Source organism: Rhodococcus sp. PvR099, assembly GCF_017833315.1.
In the GTDB taxonomy this organism is placed as follows: domain Bacteria; phylum Actinomycetota; class Actinomycetes; order Mycobacteriales; family Mycobacteriaceae; genus Rhodococcus_G; species Rhodococcus_G oryzae.
Genome location: NZ_JAFIBV010000001.1, coordinates 2,814,819 through 2,833,251 on the forward strand (window position 1 = coordinate 2,814,819; position 18,433 = coordinate 2,833,251).

The 18,433-nt window shown below is 69.6% G+C and carries 19 protein-coding genes and 1 pseudogene; 9 read left to right on the forward strand and 11 right to left on the reverse strand.

Translation table 11 applies throughout. The features are described from left to right. Positions 1-17 precede the first annotated feature (17 nt). Together JOE46_RS12825 and JOE46_RS12830 are read right to left on the reverse strand one after the other, a co-directional pair. Positions 18-1,136, reverse strand: coding sequence for an MBL fold metallo-hydrolase (locus JOE46_RS12825; protein WP_097213918.1), 1,119 nt, complete (start codon positions 1,134-1,136; stop codon positions 18-20). Continuing rightward, a complete protein-coding gene (locus JOE46_RS12830; RefSeq protein ID WP_097213917.1) occupies positions 1,133-1,864 on the reverse strand; it encodes an enoyl-CoA hydratase in 732 nt (243 codons plus the stop codon). The genes JOE46_RS12825 and JOE46_RS12830 overlap by 4 nt, the downstream gene beginning before the upstream one ends. A 39-nt stretch (positions 1,865-1,903) precedes the next feature. Here JOE46_RS12830 and JOE46_RS12835 point away from each other — a divergent pair, with 39 nt between their 5' ends. After that, a complete protein-coding gene (locus JOE46_RS12835) occupies positions 1,904-2,992 on the forward strand; it encodes an NAD(P)-binding domain-containing protein (RefSeq protein ID WP_097213994.1) in 1,089 nt (362 codons plus the stop codon). A gap of 18 nt (positions 2,993-3,010) precedes the next feature. Here the strand turns inward: JOE46_RS12835 and JOE46_RS12840 are convergent, their stop codons facing one another. The 3 genes from JOE46_RS12840 to JOE46_RS12850 form a co-directional block, all read right to left on the reverse strand. Further along, positions 3,011-3,913: a helix-turn-helix domain-containing protein gene (locus tag JOE46_RS12840; protein ID WP_209927474.1), complete on the reverse strand. Its 903-nt coding sequence runs from the start codon at positions 3,911-3,913 to the stop codon at positions 3,011-3,013. Positions 3,914-4,063: 150 nt separating this feature from the next. Further along, positions 4,064-4,699 carry a relaxase domain-containing protein gene (locus JOE46_RS12845; RefSeq protein WP_179800697.1) on the reverse strand — a complete coding sequence of 212 codons (636 nt, stop codon included), beginning with the start codon at positions 4,697-4,699 and terminating at the stop codon, positions 4,064-4,066. Positions 4,700-4,805: 106 nt separating this feature from the next. Then, entirely contained in the window at positions 4,806-6,542 is a 1,737-nt protein-coding gene (locus JOE46_RS12850) for a hypothetical protein (protein WP_097213993.1), read from the reverse strand. A gap of 221 nt (positions 6,543-6,763) precedes the next feature. Here JOE46_RS12850 and JOE46_RS12855 point away from each other — a divergent pair, with 221 nt between their 5' ends. From JOE46_RS12855 to yidC, 3 genes and pseudogenes are all read left to right on the forward strand, one after another. Beyond that, positions 6,764-7,129, forward strand: coding sequence for a hypothetical protein (locus JOE46_RS12855; RefSeq protein ID WP_097213914.1), 366 nt, complete (start codon positions 6,764-6,766; stop codon positions 7,127-7,129). Between the two features lie 122 nt (positions 7,130-7,251). Beyond that, on the forward strand, positions 7,252-7,500 hold the full coding sequence (locus JOE46_RS26460) for a DUF6412 domain-containing protein (protein WP_245221715.1): 249 nt from the start codon (positions 7,252-7,254) through the stop codon (positions 7,498-7,500). Positions 7,501-7,613: 113 nt separating this feature from the next. Beyond that, positions 7,614-8,480, forward strand: a pseudogene (gene yidC, locus JOE46_RS12860) (membrane protein insertase YidC); the annotation flags it as partial. 31 nt (positions 8,481-8,511) lie between these two features. Here the strand turns inward: yidC and JOE46_RS12865 are convergent. Further along, positions 8,512-9,360 (reverse strand): aldo/keto reductase, encoded by an 849-nt coding sequence (locus JOE46_RS12865; protein ID WP_179800696.1) that lies wholly within the window; start codon positions 9,358-9,360, stop codon positions 8,512-8,514. 60 nt (positions 9,361-9,420) lie between these two features. On the opposite strand from JOE46_RS12865, the gene JOE46_RS12870 reads away from it, so the two are divergent. Continuing rightward, the gene (locus JOE46_RS12870) at positions 9,421-11,061 is read left to right on the forward strand and encodes an ABC-F family ATP-binding cassette domain-containing protein (RefSeq protein WP_097213911.1); all 1,641 of its coding nucleotides are present in this window, start codon (positions 9,421-9,423) and stop codon (positions 11,059-11,061) included. On the opposite strand, the gene JOE46_RS12875 is transcribed toward JOE46_RS12870, so the two are convergent. The 5 genes from JOE46_RS12875 to JOE46_RS12895 all read right to left on the reverse strand — a co-directional run bounded on the left by JOE46_RS12875 (position 11,062) and on the right by JOE46_RS12895 (position 15,422). After that, positions 11,062-12,273, reverse strand: coding sequence for a Dyp-type peroxidase (locus JOE46_RS12875; RefSeq protein ID WP_097213910.1), 1,212 nt, complete (start codon positions 12,271-12,273; stop codon positions 11,062-11,064). Beyond that, positions 12,266-12,790, reverse strand: a complete 525-nt coding sequence (locus JOE46_RS12880) for a copper chaperone PCu(A)C (protein ID WP_097213909.1) — start codon at positions 12,788-12,790, stop codon at positions 12,266-12,268. The genes JOE46_RS12875 and JOE46_RS12880 overlap by 8 nt, the downstream gene beginning before the upstream one ends. Then, positions 12,787-13,359 (reverse strand): copper resistance CopC family protein, encoded by a 573-nt coding sequence (locus tag JOE46_RS12885; RefSeq protein ID WP_209927478.1) that lies wholly within the window; start codon positions 13,357-13,359, stop codon positions 12,787-12,789. The genes JOE46_RS12880 and JOE46_RS12885 overlap by 4 nt, the downstream gene beginning before the upstream one ends. Then, positions 13,356-14,759, reverse strand: coding sequence for a PepSY domain-containing protein (locus JOE46_RS12890; protein WP_209927481.1), 1,404 nt, complete (start codon positions 14,757-14,759; stop codon positions 13,356-13,358). Before JOE46_RS12890 ends, JOE46_RS12885 begins: the two co-directional genes overlap by 4 nt. Before the next feature lie 108 nt (positions 14,760-14,867). Further along, positions 14,868-15,422, reverse strand: coding sequence for a hypothetical protein (locus tag JOE46_RS12895; protein WP_209927483.1), 555 nt, complete (start codon positions 15,420-15,422; stop codon positions 14,868-14,870). Positions 15,423-15,510: 88 nt separating this feature from the next. On the opposite strand from JOE46_RS12895, the gene JOE46_RS12900 reads away from it, so the two are divergent. From JOE46_RS12900 to JOE46_RS12915, 4 genes are read left to right on the forward strand one after another with little or no spacing between them, the layout of a single operon-like run. Beyond that, entirely contained in the window at positions 15,511-15,798 is a 288-nt protein-coding gene (locus tag JOE46_RS12900) for a helix-turn-helix transcriptional regulator (RefSeq protein ID WP_097213905.1), read from the forward strand. Continuing rightward, the gene (locus JOE46_RS12905; RefSeq protein ID WP_097213904.1) at positions 15,791-16,345 is read left to right on the forward strand and encodes a hypothetical protein; all 555 of its coding nucleotides are present in this window, start codon (positions 15,791-15,793) and stop codon (positions 16,343-16,345) included. Before JOE46_RS12900 ends, JOE46_RS12905 begins: the two co-directional genes overlap by 8 nt. Further along, positions 16,342-17,244 carry an ABC transporter ATP-binding protein gene (locus JOE46_RS12910; protein ID WP_097213903.1) on the forward strand — a complete coding sequence of 301 codons (903 nt, stop codon included), beginning with the start codon at positions 16,342-16,344 and terminating at the stop codon, positions 17,242-17,244. The genes JOE46_RS12905 and JOE46_RS12910 overlap by 4 nt, the downstream gene beginning before the upstream one ends. After that, positions 17,241-18,425, forward strand: a complete 1,185-nt coding sequence (locus JOE46_RS12915) for an ABC transporter permease (RefSeq protein ID WP_097213902.1) — start codon at positions 17,241-17,243, stop codon at positions 18,423-18,425. The genes JOE46_RS12910 and JOE46_RS12915 overlap by 4 nt, the downstream gene beginning before the upstream one ends. Positions 18,426-18,433 lie beyond the last annotated feature (8 nt).

Sequence of the window (18,433 nt, forward strand, 5' to 3'; positions counted from 1 at the left end):
CACCCGCCGCCTCGCGCTCACGCGAGCCGCAGCCACCACTGCCGCTGCGAGGCCGGGCGCAGCACGTCGATCCGCTGTCCCGGCATCGGCACGCTCACCTTCGTGTCCACCTCGCCCGCCGCAGCCAACAGCCGTGTCACCGGCTCCGCCCACGGATGGAACGCAAGATTGAAGGTTGCCCAGTGCACCGGCACCAGCACGCCGGACCCTGACTCGCCCTGGTTGAGATCGGCGTGCATCCGGACCGCCTCCTCCGGGTTCATGTGGATGTCCGGCCAGTGCTCGTCGTAGGCGCCGACCGGCAGCAGCGTCAGGTCGAACGGGCCGTGCCGCCTGCCGATCTCCGCGAACCTCGGGGTGTAACCAGTGTCACCACCGAAGAACACCGTGCGCTGCGGTCCGGCGATCACCCAGGACGACCAGAGCGTCGGGTTGCGTACCAGCCCGCGGCCGGAGAAGTGCCGCGCCTCGGTGCAGGTGAGGGTCAGGGCGCCGACCGTCGTCTGCTCGTCCCAGTCGAGCTCGATGATCCGATCGTCCGGCACCCCCCAGTGCCGCAGGTGCGCGCCGATGCCCTTCGGCACCACGAACGGGGCGCGCTGGGTGCGCACCAGTGCCATGACAGTGGCCTTGTCGAGGTGGTCGTAGTGGTCGTGCGAGACGACGACGGCATCGATCTGCGGCAGCGCGTCGATCCCGACCGGGGTCGGGTGCAGCCGGGCGGGCCCCACCAGCCGGGAGGGCGAGACCCGATGGCTCCAGACGGGGTCGGTGAGCACCCGGTGCCCGTCGATCTCGATCAGCGCGCTGGAGTGTCCGTACCAGGTGACGGCGAGTTCCGCGGGCTGCGCGGGTGCGAGCGGGGTGGCGAGCGGGATCGGGCTCCGCGGGCGTCCCAGCCGACCGCGGGTGAGCAGCGACGTCACGATGCTCGAGCGCGTGGTCACGAACTGGCTGCTGGGTTCGGTGTTGTGGAACCGCTTGCCGCGATACCGGGCGGAACCCTTCGCGTGCGGCACGATCGCCGTGGTCGAGGCGCCCATCGCCGAGGACAGGTCCGTGCCGACCCGCACCAGCGCCGCGACCCCTGCAAGCCCGGCCGCGGCCGCGATGGCGCCCTTGATCCCGAGTCTCATCGGCCCTTGAACTCCGGCTGCCGCTTCTCCCACCGCGCCTGGCGGGCCTCGTCCATGTCCTCGCTGCGCCAGGCCGCCTGCAGCGCGCTGAGCTGTTCGGGGGTCGGGTCGTCCTGGGTGCCGTCGTCGTTGAACACCATCTTGAGGTGCCGCAGCGACAGCGGGGCCAGCGCCGCGATGCGCTTGGCCCAGTCCTGCGCGGCCGCGAGGTCGCCGATCTTGTTCGCCAGGCCCGCGGTCAGCGCCTCGTCGGCGGTCAACGACTCCGCTCCGAGCAGCATGGTGCGGGCCGGTCCGCCGCCCGCGAGGGACACCAACCGCTTCACGGTCCAGGTGTCGACGGAGATGCCGAGCTTGGCGGCGGGGATCGCGAAATGGGCGTCGGGGGCGACGACGCGCAGGTCCGAGGCCAGGGCCAACTGGGTGCCCGCACCGACCGCCGGGCCGTTCACCGCCGCGATCACCGGGATCGGCGTCGAGTCGATGGTGTGCAGCATCTCGAGCAGGGTGTCGGTGAAGCCGTCGGCGTACACGTCACCGGACAGGTCGGCGCCCGCGCAGAACGCGGAGCCCTGCCCGGTCAGCACGATCGCCCGCGCACCCAGGCCAACGGCCTCGTCGACGGCATCGCGCAGGAGTACGCATTGCTCGGTGTTCAGAGCGTTCCGCCGCTCCTCTCGCTGGAGCTCGATGGTCACCACATCACCGTCGCGGCTGGTCCCGATCATGTGAATGACCGTACCGTTCACACCCGGGAGGTTGCCACCATGCAGACACGGTCGGACGTCGTGGTCATCGGCGCCGGGCAGGCAGGCCTGTCCGCGGGCTACTACCTGCGCCGGTTCGGGCTCGAGCCCGGTGCGGGATTCGTGATCCTCGACCACTCCCCCGGCGCGGGAGGCGCTTGGCAGTTCCGTTGGCCCTCACTGACATTGAGCACCGTCAATCGCGTGCACGACCTACCCGGCATGCCGTTCACCGATGTCCTGGACGACACCGCGCCCGCCGAGGTGCACGCCGCCGAGGCGGTACCGCGCTACTTCGCCGAGTACGAGCGCCGCTTCGACCTGCCGGTGCACCGGCCGGTGCACACCCGGGTGGTGTGTGATCAGGCGGGCGACGGCCTGCTCACCCTGGAGACCGACTCCGGAGCGGTCACCGCCCGCGGGATCATCAACGCCACCGGCACCTGGGAGCGCCCGTTCATCCCGCGCTACCCCGGCGCCGAGCTGTTCCTGGGGCGTCAGCTGCACACCAGGGACTACCAGAGCGCCGCCGAGTTCGAGGGCCGTCACGTCGTCGTCGTGGGTGGCGGCATCTCCGCCGTGCAACTGCTCGACGAGATCTCCCTGGTCACCTCCACCACCTGGGTGACCCGCAGCGTCCCGCAGTTCCGGGACGAACCGTTCACCGCGGAGGAGGGCAGGGCCGCGGTCGCGGTGGTCGAGGACCGGGTGCGGCGCGGCCTGCCGCCCGGTTCGGTGGTGTCGGTGACCGGGCTCCCGGTCACCCAGGCGATCCGGGCAGCCCGGGCCCGCGGCGCCCTCGCGCGACTGCCGATGTTCAGCGAGATCACCGCGGACGGGGTGCGCTGGGCGGACGGCACGCACCGTCGCGCCGACGTGATCCTGTGGTGCACCGGCTTCCGTAGCTCGCTCGATCATCTGGCCCCGCTCCGGCTGCGCGGGCCAGGCGGCGGGATCGCCATGACCGGGCGGCTGGCCACGCAGGTTGCGTCCGACCCGCGGATCCACCTGCTCGGATACGGCCCGTCCGCGAGCACGATCGGCGCAAACCGGGGTGGACGAGCGGCCGCGGCGGAGCTGATCGAGCATCTGGGCGCGACCGCTCGGTAGCGGACCGCACCCGGCCCGTCAGACCGAGGCCGCTGCCCGTTGCCGGATCTGCCGCGGGGACTCACCGGCGAGGTCCCTGACGGCGCGACCGAACTGGCTCAACCCGGTGAAACCGCTCCGGCTCGCGATCTGGCCGACCGACAAGTGCGCGGCGCCCGGATCCGAGAGCAGGTCGATGCCATGCCTGACCCGTCGCCTGCGGATCATGCCGTAGACCGAATGGCCGTCGCCCTCCATGAGTTTGTGGAGGTAGCGGGGGCTGACGTTGATCCCCGCGGCGACGCGATCGACATTGAGGGTCGGGTCCGTGAAGTTGCGTTCGATGAAGTCGTACACCCGGGCCCGGTTGCCGACGGCCATCTCCTCCGGCGTGCGCGCCTCGTCGGCCGACGACTGGATCACGGCAAGCGCCAGATCCACGATCGCGTGCTCGATCAGCGACTGTTCCGCGAGGGTGTTCGGGTGGTGGCGGGTGAGCGGCTCCAGCATTCCCGCCAGCGCGCTCCCGACGGGCGATCCCGGAATGACGGCGCCGGTGAGCTTTCGGGTGTCGATCGACCTCTCCGCGAGCAGCCGGCGGGGGAGGTAGACGAAGACGACCTCGCTGCCTGCTGCGACATCGAGTTCGAACTCGCGCCCGAAATCGACGAACGTGATGTCGCCGGCCGCGCCCCGACCCGAGGACCGATCCTGTTCCACGCCAACGGTGCCCGACCGGATGGTCGCCACGGAGACGTAGTCACCCATCTCATCGTCCAGCATGGTGCGGGTGCGAACCGCCGTGACGGCGGTCGACTTCATCCGATTCACGCGGATCGTCCCGAAGTCCGTGGATCCCATCGTCGCCCTGAACTGCGACGGTTGTTCGGCCCTGAATCGGCAGATCCCGGAGATCATGTCGATCCCATCGGCCCCGCGCATGTGGAGACCGCCGAGGAACCGTTGCGTCAGACCAGCGGTCTGCAGAGTTGCCGTGCCAGCGTTCAATTCGCCCCCAGTGTCGCCCGTGCCCCCCGACATGAGTTTCAGAACGCACTGTAACGCAACGCAACGGACGCCGTGGTCAGTCGGTCAGCCCGCGTCGGCGACCACCTGGCGCGTCTGCGTCAGCGGAGCGAACTCGAATCCCCAACCGAGCGACCGCCGCACGCCCAAGGTGAGCAGCCGCTGATACTGGGACCAGGCCTGCGACTGCCAGTCCAGGAACCGCTCGACCACGAGCGTGCGCCACTGTGCATCGTCCAGGGTCAGCGCAACGGTGGACACGTGCAAACGGGTGCAGATCAGCTGTCGCTCGGCGCAGATCTCGGTTTCCGACAGCCCGGCCAGACCCACCGCGGGACACCACTCGACGCCCGCACAGGTGTCGAACCTGACGGCCGTCGCATGCCGCTCCCAGGTCGCCAACGTCTCCTCGACCGCATGCTCGTGGGCCGACAGCACCGCGTCCAGGCGGTCCCGCAGCCTTCCCCCGAATGCCGCACGCAGAACCGATCGCGGCGGGGTGAAGGTCACCTCGAGCGCCGACACCGATGCGCTCTCGCGCCGCACACCACAACCGTCCCCGAACAGCCACTCGGCGACGCGCATCTCGGGCGGGTGCGCGAACTCCGGTCCAGCGGTGGAGGACCCGACCCAACGCAGCCGGGAGATGTCGGGACACTGGAGCGGCGGAACCGAATCCGCGTGTGCGATAACCCACGTCATAGCGGGCATGATGACATCCGGACAACTGTTCAGACCGGACCGAATACCCAATTGTGACCCTGATGCGCGAATCGTCGAATCCCCATGCGCGGATCACCCAGTCCGGTCACGGACTCGGCACCACCACGCCGACGGGTCCTGATCCCACGCACAGCGTGAGGTCCGGTTCGACCGCGCGCACCTCGAGCAACCCACCGCCACCCGTCAGGCGCACGAAAACACTGTTCGCGCCGCGCCGAACCGGAACCGTCACCGGCTCCCCTTGCTGGAGCGACACCGTGATCTCGCCGTCAGCCGAGGCCAGATAGTTCAGCCGAACGGTCCACTCCCAGCCGGCCAGCGGTCCGTCGAGCGGCAGCTCGGAGACGTCCGTTCCGATGCGGTGCCCGCAGCCCGGCTCCGGGCCCGGATCGATGGCCCGAACCCATGTCACCTGCGCGTCGACAAGTCGGCCGTCATCGTCGAGCATGCGCAGCTCCGGGGTGGACGCCGCGAACTCCGGGCGATCCGGCAGCGGCCCTAGGACGTGACTGACCAGGTTGTGGGGGTGAGCGACCGGCAGCAGCACCCAGATCGACGCCGGCTGCTCCAACAGCGGCACATCGGGATGCGCCGCGAGCGCCGACCGCGCGTTGGCCAGGTAGTCACGTGTCGTGTCGTCCCGCCAGCTGTCGGCAAAGGTCGCGGTCGAGACGAGACTGCCCGCGACGAACGCGGACATCAGTGCCACCGCCACCGCCGGTCCGCGCACGGAACCCGCCCCCGCGGTTCGGGCGGGGGCACGCAGGATGACGGCAAGCGCGATGGCGATGATGACGGCGCTGTCGGTCAGGTAACGCAGCGTCTGCCCGAGCTCGAAGGTCGTCTCCGCGCCCGATCTGGTGACGACCATCGCCGCGACCGAGGCGAACACATAGGCCCCCACCGCGATCCACACCCACGCGACCCGCCGCTTCCAGACAATCGTGGCGACGACAACCGCGGCGGCGAGGACCCCGCTCGCGGCGATGAGCACCCCGGGTGGCTCCGCCCACGGCGGACTCGGTGGCCAGCGGTCCCAGGTCCAAGGCCCGCCGAAGAGCGTCGGCAGCAGCCCTTTCGACGTCGCGTGCTTGACCATCTCGACCGCCGACGCACCGTCGTATTCCGCGAAATCCACGGTGACGGTGAGTCGGTAGATGAGCGACCACACGACCGCCAGGAGCAGCGTGGGCGCCCAGAGGAGCGCCCCCCTGGCGGTCGCGGCGCGAATCGGTTGCGCCCGACCGTCGACCCGGTAGATCAGTGCGACCGCGGCGAAGGCCACCAGCGGCACCAGCACCGCCTTCTCGAAGAACTGCAGCGACACCGCGAACACCAGGAACCCGGAGATCGCGTAGCGCGCACTGCCGGTGCGGCACAACCGAATCGCGTCCCCCGCCACCCAGGCGAGGCCGATCTGCAGCGGCAACGCATTGAGCCCAGCGGCCCACCAGGCGAAGGCGGGCAGGGTCAGCGGCGAGAAGAGGTAGAACACCAACGGGATCAGGATGGCCGGGCGGCGACCGAGGATCAGACGGAGCAGCCGCAGTACGGCCAACGAGGCCAGCGCCTGGAGCACCAGCAGCATCAGCGCCGCCACCGGCCAGTTGTACGGCGCCAGCCTCGTCGCGATCCCGGCGACGAGGAATGCCGCAGGCATGAAGTGACCGTCGTGGTCGTAGAACAGAAACTGCGACGACAGCAGCGACATCGATCCGGACCGGCCGGTCAGGATCAGGTCGTCCCAGTAGAAGTAGCCGCGACTCAGGACCAGGCCCCGCACCACCAGCTGCAGCGCGATCAGCGCCAGCGCGATCTGCATGACGCGACGGCCGCACAGTTGCCACCAGCGAGGCGCCCTGGCCGGCCGCCCGTCGGTGGCCGACCCCGAGGCGGACGCCGGGTCCGCGGGGACGAGCATTTCTGCGCGCATGGTTGCACCGACCCTAGTGGCTCGAGTCGATTGAGCCCGCATTCGTGCGGACGCTGGCTAGGATCAGTGTTCGGTGTTGCCGAGAGTCCCGTGCGACCGAGAGGACCCGAATGCGTTTCCTCAAGCTTGCCGCCACTGCCGCCGCACTCATCGCCGTGCCCGCCGCCCTCGCGGCACCAGCCGCACAGGCCCTGACCCCTCGGACCGTCTTCGGGACGGTGACCTGCAAACAGGGTCCGCGGAGTTCGCCACCGGTGGCGGTGTGGGTGGTCGCCGAGAAGGGCGAATCCGGGTGGGCGGAACTCGACAACCCAGTCGGCGCCCGCGGATCGGTGCGCGAGTATTCGTACACGGCCTATGACGCCGAGCGATTCCGACTCGTCGTCGGGTGCGGGGGAACAGCCGAGCAGGCGGAGCGGGCCGTCGTCACCGGCTGGGTGAAATCCGGTCGACACAACCTGACAATGAACTACTGACCGTCCGGCACCAACCCCCACCCTTCTGACCGCCGGGTATCGTCGGGCGGGTGACGTGGAATGAGGTCGGGCCGATGCGGTCGCTGCATCTCCGGCACCTGCTCCTCATTTCCACCATTGCGATGCTGATCGCCCCGGCCTTCGCCCCGAACGGCCCCGCGACCGCAATCGGCGCGACAGTGACGGTTCTCGCCCTTCTCGCGATTGCCGGTCGCAGCGCGATCGAACCGCTTTGCCTCCTTTTCGCGCCCTCGACAGGGCCCGCGCGCGATGAACAACGCCGGCGTGGCTCATTCCGCCGCCAGAGCAGCCCCGATACACCGGGGAAGCCGCAGCCCCGGGCTCCCGGAACTCACCTCTCACTCGCGTAGCTCTTTCTTGCCCTTTCCCTGCGCGCTCCAGTGCAGCGTTGAGCAATCGACGGCCAAGCGCCGCAATTCCCACCTGCACTCGTAGAGCGCGCCTCGCAGTGAGGTGTTCACTCATGCTCGATTTCATCTACTACCCGGTGTCGGGAATCCTGTGGATCTGGCACGCCGTCTTCGGGTTCGCTTTCGGCCCGGACAGCGGACTCACCTGGGTCCTTGCCGTCACGTTTCTCGTCTTCACCCTGCGCGCACTGCTGTACGCGCCCGCGGTCAGACAAATACGCACCGCGCGGCAAATGCAGGAATTACAGCCGCAGATCAAGGCCCTTCAGAAGAAGTATCAGGGTGATCGCCAGCGGCAAGCCCTCGAAATCCAGAAGCTACAGAAAGAACACGGGTTCAACCCACTCATGGGTTGCCTGCCGATCCTGGTGCAGGCACCGGTCTTCATCGGCCTTCTCCACGTCCTCCGGTCGTTCAATCGGACCGGCGACGGATTCGGGCAACTCGGTATGTCGCCCGAGGCCAATGCGAGCACCCCGAACTATTTCTTCAGCGTCGACGAGGTTCAGTCGTTCCTCTCGGCACGCGTGTTCGGGGCCCCGATCTCGGCATGGATCACCCAGCCGAGAGAAGCTCTCGAGGCGTTCGCTCCGTTCGGCGGGATCCCATCCATCGCGAGCATCGCGGCAGTAGCGATCCCGCTGATGGTCGCTGCATGCATCGCCACCCATGCGAATGCCCGCGCCTCGATTCGGCGACAGAGCCAGGCGGCACAGGAGAACCCGCAGGCCGCGATCATGAACAGATTGATGCTCTGGGTTTTTCCGCTCGGTGTCCTCGTCGGCGGGCCATTCCTACCCATCGCGATCCTGATCTATTGGGTGAGCAACAACCTCTGGACCTACGGGCAGCAGCATCTCATCTTCCGCCGGATCGACGCCGAGGAGAATGCCAAGCAAGACGCAGGGCGGCCCAAACGCCGTCGCTGACGCCGGGCCGCCTCGGGGTGACTCACATGTCGAACTCGTCCGGGTCCGGTCCCAGCCGGTTGCCGGCGTCCAGGCCGGCGATCGCGACGAGGTCATCCGCGTCGAGCGCGAATTCGAAGACGTCGATGTTCTGCCGAATCCGGTACGGCGTCACGGACTTCGGGATGACGACGTTGCCGATCTGCAGGTGCCACCGCAGCACCACCTGCGCGGTGGACCGCTGATGCTTCTCGGCGATCCGGGCCAGCACCGGGTCGTCGAGCAGCGCACCGCCCTGGCCGAGGGGCGACCATGCCTCGGTGACGATGCCGTGTTCGGCATGGAACGCGCGCAGCTCCGGCTGCGCGAAGTCGGGATGCAGCTCGATCTGGTTGACGGCAGGGATCACGGACGTTTCGTCGATGATGCGGCTCAGCTGAGCGGGCTGGAAGTTGGAGACCCCGATGGAGCGCACCCGCCCCTCCGCCTTCAGCTCGGCGAAGGCACGCCAGATCGCGATGTAGTCCTCGCGCGCCGCGCGAGGCCAGTGGATCAGGTACAGGTCGAGGTAGTCGAGGCCGAGCCGCTCGAGGGAGGCGTCGAACTCGCGGCGAACCGAGTCCGCCGTCCAGGTCTCCCCCGCGCCGTTCCACAGCTTGGTGGTGATGAACAACTCGTCCCGAGCCACCCCGGAGTCCGCGATCGCCCGGCCGGTGCCCACCTCGTTGCGATAGATGGCCGCGGTGTCGATGCTCCGGTAACCGATGCTCAACGCGCTGATGACGGCCGAATAGCTCTCGTCGTCGGGCACCTGCCACACGCCGAAGCCGAGCTGCGGGATGGTGTTGCCGTCGTTCAACGTCACATTCGGGACAGGGCTCAGAGAGGTCATGCAACCCACAACTCCGGCCGTCGGAGCCTTGTTCCCCGCGCGACTGAGACAATCGTCGCCATGACCGCAACACTGCACGCCGACGGGCTGTCCGCATCCCGCGGCGAGCGCACCCTCTTCTCCGGGCTCGACCTCGTCGTGGCCCCCGGCGACGTGATCGGGCTGGTAGGCGCCAACGGCGCGGGCAAGTCGACCCTGCTCTCCATCCTGTCCGGACACACCACCGCCGACATCGAGGGCGCGGTGACGCTCAGCCCGCCGCACTCCACCGTGGGCTATCTCACTCAGGAACCCGAACGCCTCGCAGGCGAGAGTGTCGAGGGATTCCTCGGCAGGCGCACGGGCGTCACCGGGGCGGAGGAGGAGATGAACGCGGCCGCGGAGGCGCTCGCGGAGGACGGCGGCGACGACCGGTACTCACACGCGCTCGAACGGTGGCTCGGCCTCGGCGGGGCCGACCTGTCCGAGCGCGCCGAGAAGGTGCTGAGCGACCTCGGCCTGGACGTCGGGCTCGACGCGGAGATGACCGCACTGTCCGGCGGCCAGGCCGCGCGTGCCGGCCTGGCCTCGCTACTGCTCTCCCGATACGACGTGCTTCTGCTCGACGAACCGACCAACGACCTGGATCTCGACGGCCTCGAGCGGCTCGAACGGTTCGTCGAGGAGGCCCGCACCGGCATCGTGGTGGTCAGCCACGATCGAGAGTTCCTGGCGCGGACCGTGACCGGAATCGTCGAGCTCGATCTCGCCCAGCAGCAGATCGCGGTCTACGACGGCGGCTACGAGGCCTACCTCGCGGAGCGGGCCATCGCCCGCCAGCACGCGCGGGAACGCTACGAGGACTACGCCGACACCAAGTCCGGTCTCGAGGATCGCGCTCAGATGCAGCGCAATTGGCTCGAGCACGGTGTCCGCAACGCCCGACGGAAGGCCAAGGGCGCCGACTCCGACAAGATGGGACGCAAGGCCCGCTCCGAGTCCACCGAGAAGCAGGCCGCGAAGGCCAGGCAGACGCAGCGCCGCATCGAGCGGCTCGAGGTCGTCGAGGAGCCCCGCAAGGAGTGGGAGCTTCGGATGCAGATCGCGGACGCCCCGCGAAGCGGCACCGTGGTGGCCACCGTCAGTGGCGCGGTTGTTCAGCGTGAAACATTCCGGCTCGGACCGATCAGTGCCCAGATCGAATGGGGCGACCGGGTTCTCATCACCGGGCCGAACGGTTCTGGCAAGACGACACTGCTTCGGCTGCTCCTCGGCAAGCTCGTTCCCGACGAGGGCACCACGGCGCTCGGGTCCGGCGTCGCGGTCGGTGAGGTCGACCAGGCCCGCGGACTGTTCGAGGGCGACGAGGCGCTGGCGGCGGCGTTCGGCGCCCAGGTCCCCGACTGGCCCGACGCCGAGGTACGCACCCTGCTGGCCAAGTTCGGCCTGCGCGGCGCGCACGTGCTGCGGTCGGCGAGCTCGCTCTCCCCCGGCGAACGCACCAGGGCCGCACTGGCTCTGCTCCAGGCCCGCGGGGTGAACCTGCTCGTCCTCGACGAGCCGACCAACCACCTGGATCTGCCCGCCATCGAGCAACTCGAGCGCGCGATGGACGAGTACGAGGGCACTCTGCTCCTCGTCACCCACGACCGGCGGATGCTGGACACGATGCGCAGCACCCGCCGGTGGCGGATGGATGGCGGTCAACTCACGGAGGCCTGATCAGCTACCGAAGAGCTGCTGGCCGATGTAGCCACCCTTGGCACAGCCGGGCGGGATCGCGAACACCGCGGACCCGATCGGCGTCGTCCACTGGTTCAGCATGTCCAGCTCCGAAAGTCGTTGCTGGATGGGCACGAACTGGGCATCGACGTCGGCCTGGTAGCAGACGAAGATCAGACCCGAGTCCGAGATCTCGCCCCCGGCCGGCGCCTCGTCGTAGTTGTACCCGCGCCGGTGGATCCGCTGCCGCGGGTCCGCCGACCTGGCCCTGGCGATGTGCGAGAACTCCGGGATCACCGGAAACCCGGTCGCGCCCACCGCGGCGAAATCGGGCTCGTCGTGTTCCGAGTCGCCGGTCAGCGGAGCCCCGTCCGACAGCCTGCGCCCCACCGATTGCTCGCGTCCCGGCCGGTCGACCTTGTCCCACTCGTCGAGGTCGAGGTGGGTGCGCCGGATCACCACCGAGGTTCCGCCTGCCATCCAGGCCTGTCCGGATCCGGTGTCCCAGACCAGGTCCGCGAAATCCGCGGTACCGGGCGACGGGTTCACCGTGCCGTCCACCTGACCGAACAGGTTCCGCATCGTGGTGCCGGGGGCCTGCGTGCCGCGGGCCCGGCGGAAACCGCGCTGGGTCCAGCGCACCGAGCCGACACCCGCGGACCCCTTGAGCAGCACCCGCAGCGCGTGCGCCACGGTGACCGGGTCCTCCGCGCCAACCTGGAGCAGAAGATCCCCACCGCTCCACCGGTCCTCGAGCCGGTCCACCGCGAACGGGGGCAGCGGCCGCAGCCACGCAGGGCGCAGGTGCTCGGCGTTCCCGAGCCGGAAGACGCCCGGACCGAAACCGACCGTCACCGTGAGCCGGGTCGGCTCGGTGGCCAGGTCCGGTTCGGTGTCCGCCAGCGCCGCCCGGCCCTCGGTGAGCCGGGCCGCGTCCTCGGTCCACACCTTCAGCAACCGGATCAGCGCGGCCCGGTCCACCTCCGGTCGGAGATCGAGCGCGACGAACGTCGAGTGCGCCTGCGGCGCCGTGGCGATGCCCGCCTGATGCGTGCCGTAGAACGGCTCGACCTCCGACACGGTGGGCACCGGAGGCCCCGCCGACTGCGGCTCCTGGTCGAGCGTGACCTCGCGTGCGCCCCAGGCCAGGCCGGTGCCGCCGAGAACGACGGCACCGGCGCTGAGCAGGCGGCGCCGGCTCAGCTCAGCCATGATTCCCTTCGTAGCTCTCGTTGGCTCCGGTGAAATCCCGTACCTGGACGGTGGTCTCGGCGGTGGACCCGTCGCCGAAGGTGAGGGTCAGCGGCACGTCGGTGCCCGCCTTCACGGGGGCGGGCAGGCGGAGGAACATGATGTGATCCGCACCGGGCTCGAGCTTGTGCGTGCCCGAGGCGGGGATGGTCACCCCGCCCTCCTTCTTCTGCATCACCATGGTCCCGTCGGGGCCCATCGCCATCTCGTGCACCTCGACGGCAGGCGAGATCGGGCTGCTCACCGCGACCAGGGTCGCGTCGGTCCCGGATCCGTTGACGAGGGTGCCGAAGGCCGCGGTCATCCCGCTGTCGGCCGCCTTCACCCAGGACTCGGTCAGGGTCACCGATTCGGCGGCCGGACGCGCTTCGTCGGCAGAGTTGTCGGAGTCCGACGAGCAGCCCGCGATTGCGAGTCCCATGGACAGAGCGGCGCCTGCGGCCAGCATCCGCCGGCGAGAGAAGATGTTGTTGCTCATGATTGATGTTCCTTCGATACGAGTTCGTTTGTCTTGGAGTGTTTTCCGGAGCGCCACGCGGCGATCCCGAGCGCGAGCCCGGCGATCACCAGGGCGACCGGCCCGAGCAGGCGGCGGTACAGCGGCGATGATTCCGTGGTAGGCGGCCGCTCGGCGGGCGCCCGCGCAGCGGAGACCGGCGCCGGCGTCGTCGCGGCGCCCGCATCCCCGGAGGGCGCGCCCACCTGGTAGCCGAACGTCCCGGTGAGCGGGTGCCCGTCGTCGGACACCGCCCGCCAGCGGACGTTGACGGACCCGGAGCCGGCCTTCACCCGCTGGATCATCCTGGCGCCGTCGCGCGTGACCGGGCCGTCGTCGAGCCGGGTCCCGTCCGCGGTGGTGACCACGATCGCGGCGCCCGTCTTCTGTACCGCCGTGGAGAAGGTCAACACCACCTCGGTGGGCGCCGCAGCCAGCACGCCGTCCCGCGCGGGAGACGTGGACAGCAGCTCTGAGTGCGCCGACGCCACCGGTGCGGTCAGCACGACCGCGCCCAGTGCCAGCAGCAGGGCGATCGCCGCCCGCCTCATGCCGGTTGCCGCCTCGAACGCAGCCCCAGCAGCACGTCCACGATCAGGAAGCCGAGCAGCGAGAGGCCGAGCAGCGGCACGAAGATGCCGACGGCAACCGCGATCACCGCGATGCCACCGATGGCGGGCCAGGGCAGCCGCCGCAGGGCGCCGCGGCGCGGCACGGTGCCGAGCGCGAAGCCCTCCGACCGGCGGGGACGCCGCTGCCACCACATCCGGTAGCCGGTCACGATCAGCGTGATCAGCGACAGCGCGAGCGCCCCGAGCAGCAGCTGGTTGGCGAAGCCGAACAGCGTGCCCATGTGGCCGGCGATCCCCCACTGGCTCAGCTTGGCCGCCAGCGGCCAGTCCGCGAACCGCTGCTCGTCGGTGACCTGCATCGTCGCGGCGTCGACCGCGATCGAATCGCCGCCGGTCGCGGTCTCCTTCACCGTCCAGGCCTTCGAGGCGCTGGCCGGGATCGTCGCGGACAGCGATCCGGTCATCCCCTGATCGCGAGCCACCGCCAGCACGCCGTCCACGGCCGACGGGTCCGTGGGAGCGCCGTCGGCGACCGGGACGGCCGGTGCGCCGTGCCCCGCGTGCTCGCCCGCGGGCGCAGCCTGGACGGACCCGAGCGTGGTGTCCAGCTTCGGGGTGGTCCAGCTCATCTCGGTGCGGACCGTCTTCACGTTCTTGCCGGCATGGTCCGACCAGGTCAGTCCGGTGATCGAGAGGAAGAGCAGGCCGAGGGCCGCGCAGGCACCGACGACACCGTGCCAGTTCAGCGTGCTCCGCCGCCCGGTCACCGACCGGTCCACCGTCAGCAACCGGCCCCGGTCGCCGTTCGCGCGATCGCGGCGGTACTTGGTCCACCACAGGTACAGACCGGCAAGCGCGATCACGCCGAGCCAGGATGCGGCCAACTCGCTGTAGAGGTTGCCGACCTCGCCCAGGTGCAGGTTCTTGTGCAACGCCGACAGCCAGGCACGCAGCGGCAGGTCACCGGAGTCCGTCGCCAGTGCGCCGAGCACCTTGCCGCTGTCCGGGTCGACGAAGACGGTGGTCTCCCCCGAGCCGACGCTCGGGTCGGCGAACACCACCCGCGTCGACCCTCCTGCCTCGGCGGTCTGCAGCGACAGCAGCGTGGACGGGTCGCGGCCGTCGAGAGCGGCCTGGAGCTGCTCGGAGGCGGGCAGCGGACTATCCGTGGCGGGCGCCTCGAGGTAGTTCCCGTAGGCGAGCTTCTCCAGCGTCGGCGCGAACGCGTAGATGAATCCCGTCAGGGCAGCGACGAGGAGGAACGGGCCGACGAACACGCCCGCGTAGAAGTGCAACCGCAGCAGGAGCTTGCGCAGCGCCTGGGATTCGGTGCCCGGCGGCGTGGATTTGGGCACGCCGGGTTCGGTGGTGATGGTCATGACATCGCTTTCGTCGATCAGACTGTGGGTGCGCGGGACCCCATGGGAACCGCGAGAGACCGCGCCCGGGCCGAGGCGGCCGTGGTTACGCGGTGGGGTGAGGTGTGATCAGACGAAAAGCGGTGGGCCGCGACGCGATACCGACACGCGGCAGAGCGCGGACACGAGCGGGTGCGCCTCGGTGACGGGTCGCCAGCTGCGGGGTCGTTCGAGGACGGGGATGGCGACGACGACCGCGGCGACGACCGCGCGCAGCGCGGCCTCCGTGCGCGGGCCGATCCGTTCGGCCGCCGCGATGAGTGCGGCACAGACGCCGATCGCGACGGCGTGCGCGGCGAGCATCTGCGGGCCCATGCCGCCGATCGGACCCGAGGCCATGTCCGCGTGGTGACCGCCGCCGCCGAACGCCAGCGTGGTGTGGGCGCCGAGCTGCCCGACCGCCAAGATCGGGACCAGCGCCGGGCCACCGCGGCGAAGCACGGGGACGGCGGCCATCACGGCGACCAGCACCGCGGAGAATCCGACGAGAAGCATGAGGGTGGACCCGGCGGGCAGTCCGCCGCCGCCCACGCCGTGCGCGGCGACGGCCACGGCCGCGGTGGTCGAGCCGACGGACGCACAGCGCACACGGCGAGAGAGCTTCTCACCTGGGCCGACACGCATGGGCGAACGGTACTACATCGAGTAGGACTCATTCGACGGCCATGGGGACTACTTGACAGACTGTTGTGTTTTCCCAACAATCTGATGCATGAGCCCGGTACGGCGCGGCGAATCGCGCCACATCTTCAACCGCATCGCGGTGCTGCGGGCCGAGCGCTCGCTGAGTCGGGTCCGGCTGGCCGAACTGATCGAGGTGAACCCGCAGACCGTGGGCGCGCTCGAACGCGGCGACCACTACCCGAGCCTCGACCTGGCGATGCGGATCTGCGAGGTGTTCGGCCTGCCGATCGAGGCGGTGTTCTCGCGGAACGAGTTCACGCCGCTGTCCACCGAGCTCTACCGATCACGCGAGTCAGGAGTGAACCGAGATGCCTGAGATGAACCTCGTCGAGCGTTATCAGGCGCACCGAGTGCGCCGGTTCCTCGCGAACTCCGACAAGTGGCGGCACCTACTGCCCGGCTGGCGGACCCAGCGCCGACGCCGCATCCTCGTGGTCGCGCTCGCCGTGACCTTCGCCTTCATGCTCGTGGTCGGGGTGCTGTGCCACTTCTTCGAGCAGGCCCCGCTGCTGTGGCTGCCCGCCTGCCTGCTGTTCTTCCTAGTCTGGCCGTCGCTGGCCATCGTCTCGGGCCGTCAGGGCGACGCGCCCGCCGGAGCCCTGGACGAGTGGGAGGTCCAGCAGCAGAACAGCGCCCGTTCGATCTCCCTGAGCATCACCCAGTGGCTGGTGATGATCCCCGTGATCTACCTGACCTACGGCAGTGCCGTCACCGGCGGCACCCACACGACCATGGCCTACACGGGCGGGCTGCTCACCCTCACCATGCTGATGATCGGCGGTTGCCTGCCCGCGATGATCCTGGCCTGGAGCCGCCCCGACCCCGATCCCGAGTCCGATGAATTCCCCATGGAGGCAGCGTGACCGACAGCCACACCCTCACCATCGACCGCATCTCCAAGCGCTACGGCGACGTGGTCGCGCTCGACGACCTCAGCTTCGAGGTGCGCCAGGGCGAGATCTTCGGTTTCGTAGGCAGCAACGGCGCGGGCAAGACCACCACGATGCGGATCGCGCTCGGGGTGCTGTCCGCCGATTCCGGCGAGGTGCGGCTCGGCGGCCGACCCGTCGACCTGGACGTGCGTCGCACCATCGGGTACATGCCCGAGGAGCGCGGCCTCTACCCGAAGATGAAGGTCGGCGCCCAGCTCTCGTACCTCGCCGAACTGCACGGACTCTCGCGCGCCGAGGCGAGATCGGCGGTGACCCGCTGGACCGAGCGGCTCGGGATCGCCGAACGCGTCGGTGACACCGTCGACTCGCTGAGCCTGGGCAACCAGCAGCGGGTCCAGTTGGCCGCGGCGCTGGTGCACGACCCGGCGGTGCTGGTCCTGGACGAGCCGTTCTCCGGTCTCGACCCGGTCGCGGTGGACGTGATGAGCGACGTGCTGATCGAGAAGGCGAGGACCGGGGTGCCGGTGATCTTCTCCAGCCACCAGCTCGACCTGGTACAGCGACTGTGCGACCGCGTCGGCATCATCAAGCACGGCAAGATGCGCGCGATCGGCACCGTCGACGAACTGCGTGGCGGCGAGAGCGCCCAGCTCGTCGTGCACGCCCCCGGCGCGACCGCGGACTGGGCACGGCATCTGGCGGGGGTGAGCACCGTGAGCCACTCCGACGGTCGCACCGTGCTGACGCTCGACCCAGGAGCCGACGACCAGGAGATCCTCGCCGCCGCCATGAAGACCGGACCGGTGCACGAGTTCTCGTTGCACCGCCCGTCCCTCACCGAACTGTTCCGAGAGGTGGTCGCGGCATGAACACCGCCCGCGCAGTACGCCTGGTCGCCAGGCGCGAGTTCCTCACCCAGGTCCGCAAGAAGAGCTTCCTGATCAGCAACGTGGTCATCCTGATCGCCATCGTCGGCGGCATCGTCGGGTACTCGATCTTCTCGGGCGGCGACGACGCCGACCGCGCCGCCATCGGACTGGTCGGGGACCAGTCGCTGTCCCCTGCCCTGGTGGCCGCCGGAGAGCAGGTGGGCACGTCGGTTGAGGTGTCCGAGATCCCCGACGAACAGACCGCCCGGGACCGCGTCGGCAGCGGCGACCTGGACGTGGCTCTGATCCCGAACCCGGACGGATCCGCCACCGCGGTCACCGAATCCGAGATCGACGCCGGGCTGCGCACCGTCGTCGACATCGCGGTCACCGGCCAGGCACAGCAGCGGGCGCTGACGGCCCAAGGCGTCGACGTCGAGCAGCTGAGCGCGGACATGGGCGCGGCCGTGGTCACGGTGGAGACGATCGATCCGCCCGATCCTGAGGAGGGCCAGCGCATCGCGATGTCCATCGCCGCGGTGACCCTGCTGTACATGCAGATCCTCGGCTTCGGCATGTATGTCGCGATGGGCGTCGTGGAGGAGAAGTCCAGCCGGGTGGTCGAGCTGCTGCTGTCCACCCTGCGCCCGCTGCAACTGTTGTGGGGCAAGGTCATCGGCATCGGCGCGGTCGGGCTGGTGCAGCTGGCGGCGTACGGTGTCGCGGGAGTCGGCGCCGGACTCGCGACCGGCGTCCTGACCGTCACCGGCACCGCGCTCGGCGTGTTCGCGGGCACCCTCGGCTGGTTTGTCCTCGGCTTCACGTTCTTCGCGGTGCTCTACGCCGCGGCCGGCTCGATGGTCTCGCGCCAGGAGGACGTGAACTCCACCACGATGCCCCTGATGCTGCTGATCATGGCGATGTTCTTCTCCGCCTTCTCCGCGGTCGGCAACCCGGACGGCACCCTGAGCAACGTGCTGAGCTGGATCCCGCCGTTCTCGGCGATCCTGATGCCGCTGCGGATGGCGGCCGGGGTGACCGGCCCGGTGCAGGTGATCGGCACCATCGCGCTGATGACCGTGGTCACCGTGGCGCTCTCGCTCGTCGCCGCGAAGATCTACCAGCGCTCGATCCTGCGGGTCGGCAAGACGGTGTCCTGGCGGGAGGCGTTCGGCCGATAGGGTCGGGC